12 protein-coding genes are annotated in these 18,899 nt (G+C 69.1%); 4 read left to right on the forward strand and 8 right to left on the reverse strand.

The window, feature by feature from the left end; translation table 11 throughout:
* Positions 1-4: 4 nt before the first annotated feature.
* The 5 genes from P2Q00_RS24205 to P2Q00_RS24225 all read right to left on the reverse strand — a co-directional run bounded on the left by P2Q00_RS24205 (position 5) and on the right by P2Q00_RS24225 (position 5,549).
* Positions 5-1,081: an ABC transporter permease gene (locus P2Q00_RS24205; RefSeq protein ID WP_275774771.1), complete on the reverse strand. Its 1,077-nt coding sequence runs from the start codon at positions 1,079-1,081 to the stop codon at positions 5-7.
* Positions 1,081-2,085: a sugar ABC transporter substrate-binding protein gene (locus P2Q00_RS24210; RefSeq protein ID WP_275774772.1), complete on the reverse strand. Its 1,005-nt coding sequence runs from the start codon at positions 2,083-2,085 to the stop codon at positions 1,081-1,083. The genes P2Q00_RS24205 and P2Q00_RS24210 overlap by 1 nt, the downstream gene beginning before the upstream one ends.
* Before the next feature lie 277 nt (positions 2,086-2,362).
* Positions 2,363-3,634: a sugar ABC transporter permease gene (locus P2Q00_RS24215; RefSeq protein WP_275774773.1), complete on the reverse strand. Its 1,272-nt coding sequence runs from the start codon at positions 3,632-3,634 to the stop codon at positions 2,363-2,365.
* Between the two features lie 5 nt (positions 3,635-3,639).
* Positions 3,640-4,422, reverse strand: a complete 783-nt coding sequence (locus P2Q00_RS24220; protein WP_275774774.1) for an ATP-binding cassette domain-containing protein — start codon at positions 4,420-4,422, stop codon at positions 3,640-3,642.
* Positions 4,423-4,460: 38 nt separating this feature from the next.
* Positions 4,461-5,549: a sugar ABC transporter substrate-binding protein gene (locus tag P2Q00_RS24225; RefSeq protein WP_275774775.1), complete on the reverse strand. Its 1,089-nt coding sequence runs from the start codon at positions 5,547-5,549 to the stop codon at positions 4,461-4,463.
* A 229-nt stretch (positions 5,550-5,778) separates the two neighbouring features.
* Here P2Q00_RS24225 and P2Q00_RS24230 point away from each other — a divergent pair, with 229 nt between their 5' ends.
* Entirely contained in the window at positions 5,779-8,310 is a 2,532-nt protein-coding gene (locus P2Q00_RS24230) for a SpoIIE family protein phosphatase (protein WP_275774776.1), read from the forward strand.
* On the forward strand, positions 8,307-9,389 hold the full coding sequence (locus P2Q00_RS24235) for a sugar ABC transporter substrate-binding protein (protein ID WP_275774777.1): 1,083 nt from the start codon (positions 8,307-8,309) through the stop codon (positions 9,387-9,389). Before P2Q00_RS24230 ends, P2Q00_RS24235 begins: the two co-directional genes overlap by 4 nt.
* A 6-nt stretch (positions 9,390-9,395) precedes the next feature.
* On the opposite strand, the gene P2Q00_RS24240 is transcribed toward P2Q00_RS24235, so the two are convergent.
* Entirely contained in the window at positions 9,396-10,520 is a 1,125-nt protein-coding gene (locus P2Q00_RS24240) for a glycoside hydrolase family 53 protein (protein ID WP_275774778.1), read from the reverse strand.
* A gap of 147 nt (positions 10,521-10,667) precedes the next feature.
* Positions 10,668-10,826: a hypothetical protein gene (locus P2Q00_RS24245; protein ID WP_275774779.1), complete on the reverse strand. Its 159-nt coding sequence runs from the start codon at positions 10,824-10,826 to the stop codon at positions 10,668-10,670.
* Between the two features lie 525 nt (positions 10,827-11,351).
* Here P2Q00_RS24245 and P2Q00_RS24250 point away from each other — a divergent pair.
* Positions 11,352-11,900: a DUF1062 domain-containing protein gene (locus P2Q00_RS24250; protein WP_275774780.1), complete on the forward strand. Its 549-nt coding sequence runs from the start codon at positions 11,352-11,354 to the stop codon at positions 11,898-11,900.
* A gap of 58 nt (positions 11,901-11,958) precedes the next feature.
* Here the strand turns inward: P2Q00_RS24250 and P2Q00_RS24255 are convergent, their stop codons facing one another.
* The gene (locus tag P2Q00_RS24255; protein WP_275774781.1) at positions 11,959-17,175 is read right to left on the reverse strand and encodes a family 43 glycosylhydrolase; all 5,217 of its coding nucleotides are present in this window, start codon (positions 17,173-17,175) and stop codon (positions 11,959-11,961) included.
* Between the two features lie 264 nt (positions 17,176-17,439).
* On the opposite strand from P2Q00_RS24255, the gene P2Q00_RS24260 reads away from it, so the two are divergent.
* Entirely contained in the window at positions 17,440-18,855 is a 1,416-nt protein-coding gene (locus tag P2Q00_RS24260; RefSeq protein WP_275774782.1) for a phytoene desaturase family protein, read from the forward strand.
* The last annotated feature ends 44 nt before the right edge of the window (positions 18,856-18,899 follow it).

The following is an 18,899-nucleotide window of genomic DNA, read 5'->3' on the forward strand; positions in this document are numbered from 1 at the left end:
CGGGTCACCTCCTGGTCGCCGACTGGCGAACCCACAGATTGATCAGGACGGCGCCGAGCAGCATCACGCCGAGGAAGGCCTTGAACCAGTCCGGGTTCCAGCCGGCGAACACGATGCCCTGGTTGACCATGCCGAACATGAAGGCACCGAAGACCGGGCCGATCGCCGAGCCGAAGCCGCCGGTCAGCAGACAGCCGCCGATCACCGCCGCGGCGATGAAGATCAGCTCCTGGCCCACGCCCTCGCCCGACTGCACCGTGTTGAACGTGAACAGCTGGTGCATCCCGACGAACCACGCACCCACGCCGACCAGCATGAACAGCGAGATCTTGGTGAACGTCACCGGCACACCGACGGCCCGCGCGCTGTCCTTGTTGCCGCCGACCGCGAAGATCCAGTTGCCGTACTTGGTGCGCAGCAGCACCCAGGTGGCGATCGCCGCGAAGACCAGCCAGTAGAAGACGGTGATCTTGACGTTGACTCCGCCGATGTCGAACGTTGACGCGAAGACCTTCTTGGCCTGGTCGAAGCCGTCCATGTTGCTGATGTCGTCCGTCGCCACATTGCCGGTGACCAGCTTGGTCACCGCGAGGTTGACGCCCTGCAGGATCAGGAAGGTGCCCAACGTGACCAGGAAGCTGGGCAGTCCGGTCTTGACCACCATCCAGCCGTTGAAGAAGCCGACGGCCAGCGACACGATCAGAGCGGCGATCACACCGACCCACACGTTCATGCTCAGCTGATAGGCGAGCATGCTCGCGGTCAGCGCCGAGGTGATGACGGCGACGCCGGACGACAGGTCGAACTCGCCCCCGATCATCAGCAGGGCGACCGGCAGCGTCATGATGCCGATGGTCGACGACTGGTACAGAACCGTCGCCATGGAGCTTCCGTCGCGTACCGGCGGAGCGGCGATCAGGAAGAACACGTACACCGCTGCGGCGCCGAGGAAGACACCCACCTCGGGGCGGGCCAACAGCCGGACGGCCAAGGGGCGTTCGGCGGTACGCCCGTCGGTCTGCTCGGGGCCGGAGGCCGGCGGTGTGGTCACCGCCGGATCGGCATGCTGGGTCATACCCATCACCGCGTGCCCTTCGCGGCGAACTTGGCGACGGCGTCGGCGTTGTCCTTGGTGATGAAGGCGGGGCCGGTGAGGACGGGTGCGGTGGAGCCGCCGCTGAAGTTGCCGTTGGTCTTGTAGAGCCACAGGGCGTCGACGGCGAGGTAGCCCTGGAGGTAGGGCTGCTGGTCGACGGCGAACTCGATGGTGCCCTTCTGGACGGCGGTGACGAGGTCCTTGTTGAGGTCGAAGGTGGCGACCTTGGCCTTGGAGCCGGCGTCGGTGAGGGACTGGACGGCGGTCAGGGCGATGGGGGCGCCGAGGGTGACGACCTGGTCGATGGTGGAGTCCTGCTTGAGCTTGGCGGTGATGGTGGACTTGACGGAGGGCATGTCGGTGCCGTTGACGTAGAGGATGTCGGTCTTGCCGGTGAAGCCCTTCTTCAGGCCGGCGCAGCGGGCTTCGAGGGCGACCTGTCCTTGTTCCTGGATGACGCAGAGGGCGTGTTTGGCGCCGAGTTGGTTCAGGCGCCCTCCGAAGGCCTGGCCGGCGATGTTCTCGTCCTGGCCGAAGTATTCGAGCATGCCGAGTTTCTTCCAGTCGCTGACGCCGGAGTTGAAGCCGACGACGGGGATGCCGGCGGTGGTGGCCTTGGCGACGACGTCCTTCATGGCGTCGGGTTTGGCGGCGGTCAGGGCGATGCCGTCGACCTTCTGGTCGATGGCGTTCTGGACGAGGTTGGCCTGGTTGCCGGCGCTGGGGTCGCTGGAGTAGACGAGTTTGATGTTGTCCTTGGCGGCGGCGGCCTGGGCGCCCTTGCGGATGAGGTCCCAGAAGGTGTCGCCGGGGGAGGCGTGGGTGACCATGGCCACCGTCATCCGGGGCGTGGTGGCCTTGCCGGCGGAGGCGTCGGTGCCGCCTTGTTCGGACTTCTTGCCGCCGGAGCTGCTGGAGCAGCCGGTGGCGAACAGGGCGCCGGCCAGGACGGTGGCGGCCACTGCGACGGCTCGGTGGTTTCTGTGCATGTCCCTTGCACCTCACTGTGCTGGTCAGGGGGATCGGAATGGGGTTTCGGCCTTGATGAACCTTGATCAAGGAGCTCCGCCCGGTCCGGCGGACGGGGCGAGCGGCTCGGGAGCGCCGTGTGCGGCGGGGTGTGCTGTGCGGCAGCCATGGGTGTGTGCTGCTGATCCAGTGGAGCTAGAGCGCGTTACTAGCGCGCGCTAGGTGCTCGTACTATGGAGCGCCGCACTGGTGATGTCAATAAGTTTGTCAGGACGTATCGACAAGGTTGCCGACGCGTCAGGCCCGCCCGTGTGCCTCCTGCGAGCGTCGTGACAGTGCGTCGATGACCACCGCGGCGAACAGGACTCCGCCCGTGATGACGAACTGGATGGCGGTGGGCGTGTCCGTGATCGCCATGCCGGAGGCGATCGACTGGATGACCAGCATGCCGAGCACCGCGGACCAGGTCGTACCCCGTCCTCCGTACAGGCTGGTGCCGCCGATGACGGCTGCCGCGATGGCGTTGAGGAGCAGGACGCCCGATCCCGAGCTCTGGCTCACCGAGGTGATGCGCGAGGCCAGGAACAGGCCGCCGATCGCGGCCATCGTCCCGGAGGCCGCGAGCACCGCGGTCTGGATGCCCGTCACATTGAGGCTGGCGCGGCGGGCTGCCTCGACGCCGCCGCCGAGTGCGTAGACCTGCCGGCCGTAGTGCGTGTGGCGCAGGACGATGTCGAGGCCGGCCACCACCACGAGGAAGATCAGAAGGGCGAGCGGCAGCCCCTGGAACCGGTTGAGCAGATAGGCCGTGGTGAACGCGATCACCGCGAGCCCTCCCGTGCGTACCGCGATGTCCCGCAGCGAGCGGTGCGGCATGCCCGCGGCCAGGCGGCGGCGCCGGCCCAGATATGACGTCAGGAAGACGGCGCCCGCGCAGAGCGCCGCCAGGCTGTAGGCGACGGCGTCGTTGGTGAAGTAGTAGCTGGTCAGCTTGGCGACCAGGCCGTTCTCATCGAGGTTGATCGTGCCGCTGGTGCCGAGGACGTAGAGCATGAAACCGTTCCAGGTGAGCAGTCCCGCGAGCGTCACGACGAACACCGGCACCCGGGTCTTGGCGCAGGAGAAGCCCTGGACGGCTCCCGCCGCGGCGCCCGTGAGCACCGCGAGGACGAGGGCGAGCCATTCGGGCACGCCATTGTTCACGTTCAGAACGGCGAAGACGGCTGCGGCGAGGCCGCTGATCGAGCCGACCGACAGGTCGAGTTCACCGAGCAGCAGCACGAAGACGATGCCGACCGCGATCAGGCCCGTGCCCACGATGTCCACGCTGAGATTGGACAGGTTGCGGGGGGAGAGGAAGTTCTGGTTGAGGGACTGGAAGATGATCCAGACCGTGGCGAGCACCAGGACCACGGGCAATGAGCCCAGTTCGCCGGCGCGGAACCTACGTCGGAGGGAGGCGGCCACGTCTCTCAGGGCGAGAGTGAGGGCCTGCCCGCGGTGCGGCGCGGGGGACTCGGCGGTCGGTGCGCCGCCTTCGGTCCGCGTGCTGTCCGTCATGCGGCGCATCCCTTTCACCACGCTGCGTCGTGGGTGGCCGGCCGCCGCGGCACGTTCTCCGTGGCGCCGGTGATGGAGGAGATGATCTGCTCCTGGGACGCGGTGTTCACGTTGAAGAAGCCGTTGTTGCGGCCGAGGCGCAGCACGGCGGCCCGGTCCGCGAGTGCCTTGACGTCGCCCATGTTGTGGCTGATGAGCAGCACTCCCATACCGCGGTCGCGCAGCGCGTCGACGAGGTCGAGGACCTCGGTGGTCTGCTCGAAGCCCAGCGCCGCGGTCGGTTCGTCCAGGAGCAGGACCCGGGGGTCGCCGAGCAGCGAACGTGCGATGGCGACCGCCTGCCGCTGGCCGCTGGACAGGGAGACCACCGGGGCGCGCAGCTCGGGGATGGTCCTGGTGAGGCGTTTGAGCAGCTCGATGGTGCGGCTCTCCATCTCCATCTCGTCGAGGAACCCGAACCTGCGGATCTCCCGGCCGAGGAAGAGATTGCCGACGACGTCGAGGTTCCCGCACAGCGAAAGGTCCTGGTAGACGGTGGCGATGCCCAGGTCCCGGGCGTCGTGCGGGCGCCTGATGTGCACCGTCCGGCCCTCCCACTCGATGACGCCTCTGTCCGCGGGGGCGACGCCGGAGATCACTTTGACGAGGGTGGACTTGCCGGCCCCGTTGTCGCCGAGAAGGGCGACGACCTGGCCGGCGTGGATCTCCAGCTCGACGTCTTTGAGGACCTCGACGGCACCGAAGCGTTTGCACACGCCGCGCAGCGCCAGCAAGGGGGAATCCGGCACGGAGATCATCTCCTTCCCGGGGCTCGGACTCGGTCGAAGCCGGTTCGTCAGGTCAGTCCGGACCTGCTGCAGGCGGCCTGGAGTCGGGGGACGCAGATCTGCTGGACGGTGTAGAAGCCGTCCTTCACCAAGGTGTCCTTGATGTTGTCGGCAGTCACGGACACGGGAGTGAGCAGGACGGCCGGAACGGTCTTGCCGCCGCTGGTGCGCACCTGGTCCTTGGCGACCTTGTCGAGGGCGGTGCGGCGGGCCGCGGCCACGGCCATGGCAGCGCCGGCGGAGGCCTCGGGGCCGAAGGGCTTGTAGACGGTCATGTACTGATCGCCGGCGACGATGCGCTGCACGGCGGCGAGTTCGGCGTCCTGCCCGGTGACCGGGGGCAGCGGGGCGACCTTGTTCGCCTTGAGGGCGGAGATGATGCCGGCGGCGAGGCCGTCGTTGGCGGAGTAGACCCCCTGGATATTGGCGGCGCCGAGGGCGGCGATGGCCCCGGACATGTTCGTGTTCGCGATCTCCGGCCTCCACTGAAGGGTGTCGTACGCCTTGCCGATCTTCACCCTCCCCGTGAGCACGGACAGGGCGCCCTTCTTGAACGACACCGCATTGGGGTCGCTGGGATCACCGTTCATCATGACGATCTGGGGGGTGTGCCCGCCGTCGCCCATGGCCTTCAGCAGCGCCCTGCCCTGGAGCCTGCCGACCTCCTGGCCGTCGAAGGAGACGTAACCCGAGATCGGGCCCTGGGACAGGCGGTCGTAGGCGATCACCGGGATGCCCGCCTGAGCCGCCTTCCTGACGGAGGTGCCGAGCGATCTGGAGTCCACCGCCACCAGCACGATCGCATCGACGCCCTTGGTGATCATCGAGTCCATCTGTTCCTGCTGGAACGCCACATCGCCCTTGGCGTTGGCGTACTCGATCGTGCAGCGGTCGCACAGCTTCATGATCTTCTTCTCGAGCAAGGGCCTGTCCTGCGTCTCCCATCGGGCCGTGGTGGCATCCGGCAGCAGCAGGGCGATCTTCGGTGAGTTCCCCCCGCCGGAGTCGCTTCCGGTGCCCGACCCGCAGGCCGACAGCGCAACGGCCGTCGAGACCGCGGTCATGGCGAGGGCCGCGCCCCGTATGCAGGCCTTCATGTGCGAGACCTCCCTCCGTGCGCGGGTCGGGTGGTCACGCCGGCATGGAGATCCAGAAATCCGCCTCGGAGATGCCGTGCGGAGGCGGCAGGACGACCATGCCGTCAGTGTGGCACCGGCCATGACGATCTGCGAATGCAGTGGCGGTTTGCCCGTATATACGATTCTGTTGTGAGGGCGCCCGATCTCAGCCGCATCCCGCGGCCCGGACGGGAGGTAGGTTGCGGACATGCCCCATGACGGCCGTGCCCGGGCCGGAGTGTCTCAGCCGATGGCATCCGGCGCCGACACCGCAGACACCGGTGTACCGGCTTCGGCATGCCGGGCGGGAGCGGGTGACCGGGCCCTGGCCTTCACCGGAGTGGTCCTGGCCACGGTCTATGTGCCCGATGCCGAGCAGCAGGAGCTTCGGCTGGCGGAGACGGCCCGGTGGGCCGCCTCGGATCACCGGCTGCCCGAGTATCTGCATCTGCCCGGAGGCTCACCCGCGGAACACGCCTTCCGTACGGGCCGGCCCCTGTGGCTGACTCCCGCCGAACTGGCCTCCTACCCCGAGGGCGGCCCGACACCGCGAGCGGAGACGTCGCTCGGTGCCCTGCCGCTCAAGGCGGACGGCAGCCGGCTCGGCTGTCTCGTCGTCGTGGGGGACTCCGCCGGCGGCTTCGAGGCCGGGCAACGCCGCTTCCTGGAGCGTTACGCCGACGCCGTCGCTGGCCTGCTGCTGGCCGCGGCCGGCCGGTCCCCGCCCCCGCCGCTGCTGGGTCCCGCCCTGCGGAGCCTGCACGTAGGCTCCTTCGTGCTGGTGCCGGACACCGGCTTGATCGAGGCGGACGACACCCTGCTCGAACTCCTCGGCATCACGCCCGCCGACTTCGACGGCAAGGCGGACACCCTGCTCGCCCATGCCCTGCCCGAGGACATGCACGCGCTGGTGTCGGTCCTGGAGCCGGCCCCCCAGGCGTTCGGCCGGCGGGAGCTGGAGTTCCGGGTCCGCGGCGCTGCGGGGGAGATGCGCTGGCTGGCCCTGAGCTGCCGGGTCGTGCCGGGCACCGACGAGCGGCCGGAGCAGGTGCTGGGCGTGGTGACGGCGACCTCGGTGCTGCGCCGGGGCCCCGACGACGTCTCCAGGATCCAGTGGCTGACCGCCGCACTCGACGACGCCACAACGGTCCGTGACGTCAGCCGCGTCGTGGTCACCGCGCTGCGCGAGCCGCTGGGCGCCGACCGGGTGGCCCTTGCGGAGCTGCAGGGCGACCGGCTCATGGTCACCGTGCTCGATCCGCCGCAACCCACCGCCTGGCCTCAGGCATGGCGTGCCGAGTGGCGCACGGAGTGGCCCGACGCACCGATCAGCGCCCTGCCCACCCTTCAACTGGCCCTGCGGGACGGACGGTTGGACCTGTGGCCCGCGGGCACGGCCTTCGAACCGAATCTCGCAGGCATCGGCGACGGAGGCCTGGCGGTCCTGCCGCTGCCCGCCAGGGGACGGGTCACCGGCCTGTGCCTGGTGGGCTGGGACCAGCCGCACGACTTCGCCCCCGACGAACGGTCCCTGCTGACCGCCACCGCGGCACTGGTCGGACAGGCTCTCAAGCGCGCGCACGAGCACGACGCCGAGCAGGAGCTCGCGACGATGCTGCAGCGCAGCCTGCTGCCCCGTCGCCTGCCGACGCTGCCCGGCGGGACGGCCGTGGCCCGGTATCTGCCCGCCAGGCGGGGCCTGCAGGTGGGCGGCGACTGGTACGACGTCATCGCCCTGTCCGAGGACCGGGTGGCGCTGGTCATCGGCGACGTACAGGGGCACAGCGCGGGAGCCGCGACCATCATGGGCCAGATGCGTACGGCGGTCAGGGCCTACGCGGTCGAGGGCCACCCGCCCGATGTCGTCGTCTCCCACGCCAACCGTCTCCTCGTCGGCATGGAGACCGACCTCTTCGCCACCTGCTGCTACGTCGAACTGGACCTGGAGCAGGGCAACACCCTCTTCGTCCGGGCCGGGCACCTGGCCCCGCTGGTGCGCCATCCCGACGGCCGCACCGAGGAGATCCAGGTCGAGGGCGGACTCCCGCTGGGCATTCTCGAAGAGGCGGAATTCCCCATGACCGCCGTCGAACTGGCCCCCGGCACGGTCCTCGCCCTGGTCACCGACGGCCTGGTCGAGGCCGCCGGCCTGCCCCTCGACGAGGGCATGCGCCAGACGGGCGCTGCGCTCGCCGCGGCCGATCCGGCGGATCTGGGGCGCATGGCCGACCAGCTCCTCGGCGACGTCGGCCGCCGTGAGGACGACGTGGCCGTGCTGCTGCTGCGCTACGACGGCATGGGGACCCTCCCGATCCGGGCCGGCTGGGTGGTGTGGCGGCTGCCCGACGCCGTCATGCACGCCCGCCGCTTCACCGCCCGCACGCTGCGCCGGTGGCAGGCCGAGGAAGTGGCCGACGCGGTGCTGCTGGTCGTGTCCGAACTGGTCACCAACGCCCTGGTGCACACGCAGGGCCCGGTCCGCCTCGACCTCATGCTCCGCGGCGACCGGGTACGGGTCTGCGTGACGGACTCCTCGCCCCGGGCCCCCGCCAAGCCGGTGATCGTGGACTGGGAGTCGACCGGCGGCCGGGGACTGCTCCTGGTCGAGGCGATGTCGGAGTCGTTCGGATCGAGGCCGGTGGCCGGCGGCAAGCAGGTGTGGAGCGAGATCGTCCTGCCGGGCCGAGCACCGGCATCCGCAGGCCCGGCACCGGGCCCGTCACGGGGGAGCCTGCGGTGAGAGCCCGCCTGTGGCATGTCGTCGCCGCCCTCGTCGCGGGACTGATGACCATGCCCCAGGCCGGCTGCGGAGGCGAGGGCCGGGCGGGCACGGGCAGCTTCACCGTCGGCCTGCTGCTCCCGAGCCGGACGGCCCCCCGCTGGGAGCACTCCGACAAGCCGCTGATCGAGAAGCGGCTGAAGGAGCTGTGTCCGCGCTGCACCACGGAGTACGCCAACGCCGAGAACGACGCGGACAGACAGCGGCAGCAGGTGACCTCCATGATCACCAAGGGGGTCGGGGTTCTGATCCTCGACGCCGCCGACGCGAGGGCGCTGCGTTCCTCCGTCCTCGAAGCCCACCGGGCGGGCGTACCTGTCGTCGCCTACGACCGGCTCGTCGAAGGCCCGGTCTCGGGCTACGTCAGCTTCGACGGAGCGCAGCTCGGCCGGCTGCAGGGCGAGGCCCTCCTGAAAGCCATGGGCGAGCGGGCGAGGAGCAGCCAGGTCGTCATGCTGAACGGCGATCCGACCAGCTCCAACGCGGCCTGGTTCAGAAAGGGCGCGCTGTCCGTCCTGACAGGCAGGGTCAGGATCAGCAGGTCGTACGACATCCAGGGCTGGAGCACGGACAACGCCTACGCCGACATGGCTGCCGCCATTGCGGCCCTGGGTGCGGACCGGATCGGCGGGGTCCTGGCGGCCAACGACGTGTTGGCCGCGGGCGCCATCTCCGCGCTCAAGCGCGCCGGTGTCGGGCGACTTCCCCCGGTCACCGGTCAGGACGCCGACCTCGACGCGGTGCGGCGCATCATCCGGGGAGAGCAGTACATGACGGTGTACAAACCGTTCCGGGCGGAGGCCGCCGCGGCGGCCGCCATGGCCGTGGCGCTGGGGCGGGGCGAGGATCCCCGAAAGGTCGCCACGACGATGACCGACAGCCCCACCACCAGCCGTATCCCGTCCGTCCTGCTCACCCCGAGCACTGTGACGGCCCGCAACATCGGGCAGACGCTTGTCAAGGACGACGTGTACACCGTCGAGCAGATCTGCACCCGCAAGCTCCGCCCCGCCTGCGAGAAGGCCGGGCTCGCCCAGTAGCCGCCGTCACGGGGTCCACTTGATGTTCGGGTTCACCTGGCCGGTCCAGTTGAAGGTGGCCATGTTGTCCCAGCCGTCCCCGCTGTTGTTGATGTCGGCGGGATCCCAGCCGTTGCCGGGGACCGCGTACCAGGTCGGCTCCCAGTAGAAGACGCCGATCGCGCCCGCGCTGCGGGCCGTGTTCTGCACGGCGGTGAAGTTGTCGGCCTGGCCCTGCCAGGTGAGCGGGTAGCCCGAGCAGCCGGAGGTCACCGAGTTGGCTGTGCTGTCCGCGTTCCCCGTGGTGAACGGGTACGCCGTCTCGGCGATGATCACGTCCTTGCCGTACCGGGACTTCATGTCGGACACCACGCTGCCCATGTTGGCCAGCGTGCCGTGCCACATGCAGTAGTAGGACAGCCCGGTGATGTCCCAGTTGACGCCCTTGGCCTTGATGCCGTCGTAGAACCAGCGGGCGTGCGCGTCACTGTCGGCGTCCGCGGTGTGAATGACGACCTTGGTACCGCTGTTGCATGCCTTGGTCGCGTTGTAGCCGGACTTGAGGAGCAGGCTGAGGTTGGTGAAGTCGTTGTTGATCACCTTGCCGTCGTCCCACAGCATGCCGACATTGATCTCGTTGCCGATCTGCACGCTGTCCGGAGTCGTGCCCTGGGCCTTGAGGCTGTTGCAGACGTCGTACGTGTAGTTGTAGACGTCCGTCTGCAGCTGGCCGATACCGTGGCTCGACCAGGCCGCGGGCTTGTACTGCTTGCCCGGATCCGCCCAGGTGTCCGAGTAGTGGAAGTCGACCAGCAGCTTGAGGCCCTTCGCCTTGACCGTCTTCGCGTAGGCCAGGACCTTGGCCTTGTTGTTGTAGCCGCTGGCCGGGTTGTTCCAGATCCGCAGCCGGACGTAGTTCACGCCGGCGCTCTTGAGGATGTCGAGCGGGTCCTTGGCGTTGCCGTTCGCGTCGTAGTACTTCGCGCCCAGGTCGAGAGCTCTCTGCGCCGTCGACACATCGGCGCCGAGCATGCTGAGCGAGCCCGCGGCGGCGGCGCTCGTCGGTGTGCCGAGCATGGCCGCCGGCAGCGCGGCGGCCGATGCGAGCAGGGCGGCGACCTTCATGGTGCGCCTGGAGCCGTGCACGGACATCCCGATCTCCTTTGACCCGGCGTTGAGTTGACGCGATGCATCACCCTGAGAACGTGCACAGTAGGGGAGCTCGTTGTCATGGGCAATACAAAGCACAAGCCAGGTGGGAAGAACCAAGAGATATGGGAGCGTGCACACTCGTTCAGGTCACTGGTGGTGCGGATGATCGAGTGCATGTGCATCTGCGTCGGCCCTGGCGCGGCCGACGAAGGCCTCCACGATGACCAGGAGGTTGGCCCTCCGAGTGCCCGTCAGGGCGTTGCCGCGGCTGCCCGTGTACTCCTGATTGTCCTGACGATCCGTCATATCCCAATGTCCGCGTGCGTAGACGGCCTCCTGTCGTATGTCCGGTACCGGCGGCGGTGTCGCATGCGGCGCAGGGATCGAATGCGTGACCTTCTCGCGGGCGGACCGGGGGCGTCCGTACTGCGGCCGTGCCGGCCGAGCGCTGGCCGGCCGCAGTACGGCCACGTCCTCGCCGCTCCAACCGTCCGGTGGCCGGCCGTTGGGCAGGACGCGTGCAGCCACCGGTTCAAGGTCGCTGTTCTCGGCGATCTCAACCCCCTTCCCCGCGCCGACGGTAGCCACCACAAGGTGAGCCGGGGGGGGGCGACGGTTCCCTCGCCCGTCAGTCCTCTGCCGTGAGGCGCTCGAAAACCAGTGGAGCAGAGCCGCTGTGCGCCCTTACCGTGCTGCCGGACCAAGTCCCCCAGGCAAGGACGTGCCCTTGTACACCGTGTGAGACCCCCCGAGTGCTGATCTGTCGCGCGTCGCACCTGTGCGCCGCGCTCCTTTCTGCTGCGGTCCTCTCACTGGAACCGGTGTACTTCTGTGCTCAACAACTGGGTTGTCATGCCCACCTGTCTGCCGCTCGTCCTCCGCCGTTGCCGCACGTGCGCGTCCGAACACTTCCGGGCAGACGGTAAATTCCGCGTCAACGCCAACCACAAGTTGCTCGACGTCTGGCTCCTCGTGCTCTGCACCTCATGCGGGGAGACCGCAAGGCTCACGGTCCTGGAGCGGATGAATGTGCGCGCCGTACCACCCGAGCTGCTGGACCGGATGCATGACAACGACCCCGAACTGGCAGCCGAGTTGCTCCAGGATCCCGTCGTGCGGCGCCGTAATCGCATCGCCCTCGACTGGGACAACGCCTGGCGCCTTGACACCGCCGGGTCGGACTACCTGGACCGCGATGCGATCGATGTATCGGTCCGCTTTGCGGCGCGGATCCCCGTCCGGCCGGTCCGACTGATCGCTGAAGGGTGCGGTCTTTCGCGGGCCGAGGTCGAGAGGCTGATCGCCGAGGGGAAGCTCGTTTCGGCAGTCCGGCTGAGCGGGAAGCTCTCCGGCGACTTCACCTTCACGCTGAAGCGCTGAGCCCCGCCCTCGGGGCCACGGGCCTGTCCGGCAGGATCCGCCGGACAGGCCCCGGATTCTACTGCCGGTGGTCCCCGATGATCACGGTGCCGCTGGTCCTCGTACCGTCCTGGTTGTCGTAGACGACGGCGCCGGTGGACTTCTTCCAGATCCTGATCCGGTACGTGTCCGGGCCGTCGGTGGCGGTGATGCGGAAGCCGTAGCCGCCGCTGCCGTCGACCGTGCCGGAGCCCTGGTAGACGGCCCGCGAACCGGTGATCACGAGCCAGTCGGAGGCGGTGGAGCGGAATGCCAGCCGGGCGGCGCCGAAGGTGAACGTGGCTTCTCCGGTCGGGGTGTTGGCTCCCTTCCGGTACCGGGCGCCGAAGCTGAACGCCGCCTTGCCCGTCAGCCCGGGCCCGGCCGGACAGGCACCGGCCGGGGACGTGATCGTGCCGACGCCGAACGCCGGACCGGCGGCGCGGTCGTAGACGATCACCTCGGGGAGCGTCGTGCTGTCCGTGCCCCCGTCGTCGTCGGTGACGGTGATCACCGGGCGGTGGATGCCCGCCGCGGCGTAGACGTGCTCGGCGCGGCAGCCGTCGCCGGAGTCGTTGACCTTGCCGGCTGCCGGGTCGGTGCCGTCCTTCCAGTCGATGCTGCAGGTGTGGCTGTCGGACGTGCCCGGGTCGGTGACGGCGGCGGTGACAACCACCGCTTTTCCGATGGGAGTTGGGGTGGTCGGGCCTGTCGCGGAGGTGATCGACGGGGCGGCGTTGGAGACCGTGACCGTGGTGGTGTCGGCGCTGCGGCCGCCGGTCAGGGTGAGCTTGAAGGTGCCGTTGTCGGTGCAAGTGACCGTTGTCCGGGCCGAGTTGGGGTCCGCGATGGTGCAGGGGGCGCTGTCCTCGACCGTCCAGTGGGGTGTGCCGGCGCCGGAGACGGTGCCGGCGAGCGGGATCGCGTCGCCCTCGGTGCCGGTGGCGTCCGGGCCCGCGTGGACGATGGTGACCGGGTCGATGCTCGTGAGCGTCGGGACGACCTTCTTGATCAGGCCGTCGGAGTCGAACTCCATCTTGTCGATGGTGGTTTCACGGTGGGTGCCGTCGCCGCCGGGGATGGCGAAGCGGTGGTAGGCGATGTACCAGTCGTCGGTGTTCGGGACGTGGACGACGCTGTGATGGCCGGTGCCCTTGATGCCGAGCGAGAGGTCCTTGGAGAGGATCACGCCCTGCCTGGTCCAGGGGCCCGTGGGGGAGGGGCCGGTGGCGTAGGCGACGCGGTAGTTCTCGTCCCGGGTGTCGTTCTCCGACCACATGAAGTAGTAGGTGCCCTTGCGTTTGATGACGAAGGAGCCCTCGTTGTAGCCGCTCGGGGTGATGTCCTTGACCTTCGAGGTGTCGATGGAGGTCATGTCGGCGCCCAGCGGCACCACGTACGCGTGGCCGTTGCCGAAGTACAGATACGACTGGCCGTCGTCGTCGGTGAAGACCGCCGGGTCGATCATCTGGCCGCTGAACTCGCCCGCCTTCAGAAGGGGTTGACCGAGCGCGTCCTTGAACGGGCCGGTGGGCGAGTCGGACACCGCGACACCGATGTTGGCGTCGGCGCAGAAGTAGAAGTAGTACTTGCCGTCCTTCTCGGCGATCGTCGGCGCCCAGGCCCTGCTGTCCGCCCAGGAGACGTCCGGCCCCAGGTCGAGGATGACGCCGTGGTCCTTCCAGTGGACCAGGTCGGTCGAGGAGTACGCCTTGAACCGGGTGCCGCTCCAGCCGTCGAAGCCGTCGGTGGTCGGGTAGATGTAGAAGGTGTCTCCGAAGCGGACGATGTTCGGGTCGGCGTTCAGGCCCGGCAGCACCGGGCTCTTCATGACGAGCGCCGACACGGTCCAGATGCGCTTCGTGCCGTCGGAGCCCGTCACCTCGTAGGCCACCGGCTTGGTGAAGTCCTGGACGCTGCTGGAGGCGGGGCTGATCGCCGCGCCGTGGGCCAGGGTGAACTCAGGTGCCAGGGACGTGAGATCGGTGCCCTCCTTCATCGGGAGGGTGATCCTGCTGTCGGCGTTGTCGACGATGGCGTCGACCTTCAGATCAGGGTGCGTGGCCTTCGTGATGCCCGCCGTGTTGCCGCTGAGCTCCATGACCTCGGCGGCCGACAGGGCGCGGTCGTAGATACGGAAGTCGTCGACCTCGCCACCGAAGTACGGATCGGCCGAGTACAGGGAGCGGCCGATGTAGCCGGTGTAGTCCTTGTTCGCGTCGTACAGCTCGGACGGCTTGATGGTGGTCGTCGTACGGGCCACTTCGACGCCGTCCGCGTAGAGGACCATCGTGCCGGTCGAGCCGTCGAGGGTGACGGTGACGTGGTGCCACTCGCCGGGGGTGAGCCGGGAGCCGCCGGTCAGCTTGGACTCGGCCGACCAACTCGCCTTGGTGATGGCCGAGTAGAGGCTGGAGCCGCCGTTGGAGGGCGTCGCGAAGAGGTACTTGTTGCTGTCGGGGCCGAGCCCGAACAGCCACTGGAAGTTGTCGCCGCCCTTCCACTTGGCGTACGTCGACACGGTCACGCTGTCGGCGTTCTTCAGCACACCGTTCGGGATCTTGACGTACGGCGATGTGGTGGAGTCGCCGGACATCTTGAACGAGCCGCCGTGCACGCCGGTACCGAAGTCGGGCGTACGGGCGTAAGTGCCGTGGTAGCCATGGCCGCTGGAGTCGGCCGCGATATTGCCGGACGTCTCGTCGAAGTCGTAGTGCAGGAGCAGGTCGGCCGGGACGTCGGCGCCCTGCTCGTCCACCGTGACCTGGGCCTGGACCGGTATCGCGGCGCCGTCGGGCAGACTTCCGGTGACCGTGAAGGTGCCGGGCCGGGCGTACTCGGACGCCGGTACGTCGTCCCAGCTGACGGCGACGGGGCGCTTGACGCCGTCGGCGTACGTGGCGATCACGGTGGCCGGCAGGACCGGGGCCTCGCCTGTGCGCGTCTTCACCGTCACGTCCGCGACGTTCTCCACCAGCTGGTCGGGCTGGTAGGCGCGCAGCAGCCGGTCGTATTCGGCCTGGGTGACGGGCAGGACGGTGCCGTGGCGCGGCTTGGCCGGCAGGTCGTAGGCGGTGGACGGGGTCCAGTTGCCGGAGTCCAGGTCTGTTGTCTCGAACGGGATGTAGCCGCGGCCCCCGAACTCGTCGAGGAACGCGTACCACTTCTCCTCGGTGTTGGACTTGAACACCAGCGGCCCCTCGGCCGCGCTCATCGTGCCCTTGCCGATGCCCTCCGCGACCGCGGTCCAGGAGGGGTTCAGGATCGAGTCGCTCTTCTCCTCGAAGATGAACTTGCTGTTGGGCGTGGAGGAGGTGTTGTTCCGCTCGTCCTTCGACAGACGGTAGTACGTCCCGTCGTGCTGGATCATCGTGGAGTCGATGACCGAGTAGCCGCGGTCGATCCACACCTTGGGCTCGCTGAAGGTGTAGAAGTCGCGGGTGGTCGCGTACATCATGCGGTTGTACGTGTCGCCGCTGTGCTCGGCGTTGTCGTACAGCTTCGACGCCCAGAAGACGACGTACTCGCCGAGCTTGCTGTCGTAGAACGCCTCCGGCGCCCAGGTGTTGCCCGCGCTGTCCGGTGAGATCTTCACCAGCCGCTGATCGGTCCAGTGCACCAGGTCGGTGGACTCCCAGATCATGATGGACCTGCTGCCGGTGCGCTGGGCGGCGTCCCAGTCGCCGTTGCCGTAGATCCTGAGGTCGGTGGCGATCTGGTAGAACTTGTCGCCCTCGGGGGAGCGGATGATGAACGGGTCGCGCAGGCCCTTCTCGCCGAGGGTGGAGGTGAGGACCGGCTTGCCGTCGTTCAACTCCCGCCAGTGCAATGGGTCGTTGCCCTTGCTGAGGGCGTTGTGGATCTGCTCGCCGTCCGCCGTGCCCTCGCCGGTGAAGTAGCTGAACATATAGCCCTTGAGGGCCGCCTTGGCGGGTAGTTCGGGCACGTGCACGGTGAAGGTACGGGCCGCGGTCGCCCCGCCCTTGGTGACGGTGGCGGTCAGGTCGACGGTGGTGGCGCCGTCGCCGTGTGCGGGGCGTTGGACCACTCCGTCGGCGGAGACGACGTCCGGGGCGGCGGAGGACCAGGTGACCGTCGTGCCGTATGAACCGCTCGTCGGGAGGCTGAGGTTGCCGCGTGCGTCGTCGAGGTTGTGGACGGTCAGCGCGTCGGCGGCCTGCCGGGTGGCGGTGGCGTCGTCGAAGTCGGGCAGGACCGTGACGTCGAAGGTCCGGGTGTCGGTGACGGTGCCCTTCTTGAGGGTCGCCGTGAGGGTGGCACGGCCGTCGGGTGAACCGGCGGCGGGGCGGGTCACCTTGCCGGAGTCCGAGACGACGGCGCTGTTGTCGCTGGCCCAGCTGATCGTGGAGCCGCCCGCCGTGCCGGTCTTCGGCAGGTCCAGGTCGGCGGTGACGGCGCCGGTGTCACCGAGGCTCAGGGCCGCCTTGTCGTCGGCGACGCCCTGTGTGTCGACGGGCAGGGCGAGTTGCCCGACCTCCGAGCCGGCCAGTGCGCGGTCGTAGACGCGGAAGTCGCGGATGCGGCCCTTGAAGAGCTTGTCGCCGGAGTAGACAGACCTGCCTATGTAGTTGGCGGTGGTGGTGCCGGAGCCGATCGCGCCGGGAGTGATGGTGACGGAGGTGTTGCGGCCGACCTCGACGCCGTCCTCGTACAGCACACCGGTGTTCCCGGTCTGGGTGTAGGCGAGGTGCTTCCAGACCGCGCGGGTGAGGTTGTGGGAGTCGGACGGCTTCGTCGTCTGTTCCGTCGACCAGTTGCCGGTCGCCACCGAGGTGCGCAGGGAGTTGCCGGTGGTGAAGAGGTAGCCGTTGCCGCTGCTGCCGCTGGAGTTGCCGAAGCCGTAGAGGAAGTACGGCGTGCTCTGGGCGGAGTCGATGAGCACGTCCAGGGAGACGGTGATCGAGTCCATCCCCTTCATCACGTCGTCCGGCACCTTGATGTAGGTGTCGGACCCGTTGAAGGCGAGCCCCTGACCGGACGCCGACCAGTCGGCGGTGCCATTGACCGTGCCGTCCCGACCGTTGCCGGACGTGTCGCTCACGGTGGTCCCGGAACCGGCGTCGAGTTTGTACCACAGGGCCAGACCGTCGGTGAGCCCGGAGGCTTCGGCCGTCGGTGCCGCCTGCGCGGGGAGGGCGGGTCCGGCGAGGGCCAGGAGCATCGCGGCGGCGGTAAGTCCGGCGAGCTGGCCCGCCAGGCGTCTCGCACGGTCGCGAAGTCGTGCACTGTGCGTCATGTCGGAATTCCCTGCTGAGACACGGCTGATGACGGAAAGAAAGGCAGGAGAAGGCGGGAGAAGGCGGGAGAAGGCGGGAGAAGGCGGGAGAAGGCGGGAGAACGCGGGATGCGGGCAGACGGAAATCGGCCGACGGCGAGGCGCTCGCCGTGGACCTGGTGTTACGTGGAGGTGACGTCGTGTTGCGAGAGTGTCAATCGGCGTCCTGTGGGGCGTCAAGAGGTTTCGAACGATGTGCGATAGGTCGAACAAGCTGGGGGCGAGATGAGTACAGCGACCGTCGTGGGTGCCGGACCCAACGGCCTGGCCGCCGCCGTCGCCCTGGCCCGGGCCGGCCTGCGGGTCACGGTGCTGGAGGCGGCCGAGAGGATCGGCGGCGGCACCCGCTCCGGAGAGGCGATCGTGCCGGGACTGCTGCACGACCACTGCTCGGCCATCCACCCCATGGCCGTCGGCTCGCCGTTCCTGAGCGGGCTCGGCCTCGACCGGTACGGGCTGCGCTGGGCGTGGCCGGAGATCGACTGCGTGCATCCGCTCGACGGCGGCACGGCCGGGGTGCTGCACCGCTCGGTGGCCGAGACCGCGGCCGGCCTCGGCGCCGACGGACGCACCTGGCGGCGGCTGTTCCAGGGCCCTTCGGCGGCGTACGACAGCTTCGGCGACGACATCATGGGCCCGCTCCTGCGCCTGCCCCGGCATCCCGTCCGCCTCGCCCGCTTCGGCATCCCCGCGCTCGCCCCTGCGGCCCTGCTGGCGAAGGCGTTCAGGACCGAGGAGGCGAGGGGGCTGTGGGGCGGCGTCGCGGCGCACGCCTTCCATCCCCTGGAGCGGCCGCTCACCGCGAGCGTCGGGCTCGGCATCGTCACCGCGGGGCACTGCTACGGCTGGGCCGTGGCCGAGGGCGGCTCACGTCGCATCACCGACGCGCTGGCGGCGCTGCTGCGCGAACTCGGGGGAACGATCGAGACCGGGGTACGGGTGCGGTCGGTCGCCCAACTCCCGCACACGGAGCTGACCTTGTGGGACCTGGCGCCCACCGCCCTGGCCGACATCCTCGGCGATCTGCTGCCGCCCCGGATCGCCCGCGCCTACCGGCGCTACCGCTACGGACCGGGCGCGTTCAAGGTCGACTTCGCAATCGAGGGCGGAGTCCCCTGGCAGGCCGGGGCGGCGCGGCGGGCCGGCACGGTGCACGTCGGCGGCACCTACGCCGAGATCGCGGCCACGGAGCGGGACATCCACGCCGGGCGGATGCCGCAGCGGCCGTTCGTCCTGGTCGGGCAGCAGTACCTGGCCGACCCGTCGCGGTCGACCGGCGACGTCCACCCCGTGTGGTCGTACGCCCATGTCCCGAACGGCTACACCGGCGACGCCACCGCGGCGATCATCGCGCAGATCGAACGGTTCGCGCCCGGCTTCCGGGACCGGATCGTCGGCACCGCGGTGCGCACCACGCCCGGGTTCGCCGAATACAACCCCAACTACGTCGGCGGCAACATCATGACCGGCGCAACGGACGCCGCGCGGCTCGTCCTCGGAGCACGCCCCACCCTGCAGCCCTACGACACGGGAGTGCCGGGCCACTATCTGTGCTCCGCGGCCACCCCGCCCGGCGCCGGCGCGCACGGAATGTGCGGGGCCCACGCCGCAGAACGAGCCCTGCGCCGACTGCGCGCCTGACCCTGCGGCGTCCCGGCACTGGTCTGACTTGTCCGATTCCTGCG

Source organism: Streptomyces coacervatus (assembly GCF_029223485.1).
In the GTDB taxonomy this organism is placed as follows: Bacteria; Actinomycetota; Actinomycetes; order Streptomycetales; family Streptomycetaceae; genus Streptomyces; species Streptomyces coacervatus.

Bases quoted from the DNA above. Each gene is read 5' to 3' on its own strand.
- P2Q00_RS24205 (WP_275774771.1), bottom strand. From the start codon at position 1,081: ATGGGTATGACCCAGCATGCCGATCCGGCGGTGACCACACCGCCGGCC.
- P2Q00_RS24210 (WP_275774772.1), bottom strand. From the start codon at position 2,085: ATGCACAGAAACCACCGAGCCGTCGCAGTGGCCGCCACCGTCCTGGCC.
- P2Q00_RS24215 (WP_275774773.1), bottom strand. From the start codon at position 3,634: ATGCGCCGCATGACGGACAGCACGCGGACCGAAGGCGGCGCACCGACC.
- P2Q00_RS24220 (WP_275774774.1), bottom strand. From the start codon at position 4,422: ATGATCTCCGTGCCGGATTCCCCCTTGCTGGCGCTGCGCGGCGTGTGC.
- P2Q00_RS24225 (WP_275774775.1), bottom strand. From the start codon at position 5,549: ATGAAGGCCTGCATACGGGGCGCGGCCCTCGCCATGACCGCGGTCTCG.
- P2Q00_RS24230 (WP_275774776.1), top strand. From the start codon at position 5,779: ATGCCCCATGACGGCCGTGCCCGGGCCGGAGTGTCTCAGCCGATGGCA.
- P2Q00_RS24240 (WP_275774778.1), bottom strand. From the start codon at position 10,520: ATGTCCGTGCACGGCTCCAGGCGCACCATGAAGGTCGCCGCCCTGCTC.
- P2Q00_RS24245 (WP_275774779.1), bottom strand. From the start codon at position 10,826: ATGACGGATCGTCAGGACAATCAGGAGTACACGGGCAGCCGCGGCAAC.
- P2Q00_RS24255 (WP_275774781.1), bottom strand. From the start codon at position 17,175: ATGACGCACAGTGCACGACTTCGCGACCGTGCGAGACGCCTGGCGGGC.
- P2Q00_RS24260 (WP_275774782.1), top strand. From the start codon at position 17,440: ATGAGTACAGCGACCGTCGTGGGTGCCGGACCCAACGGCCTGGCCGCC.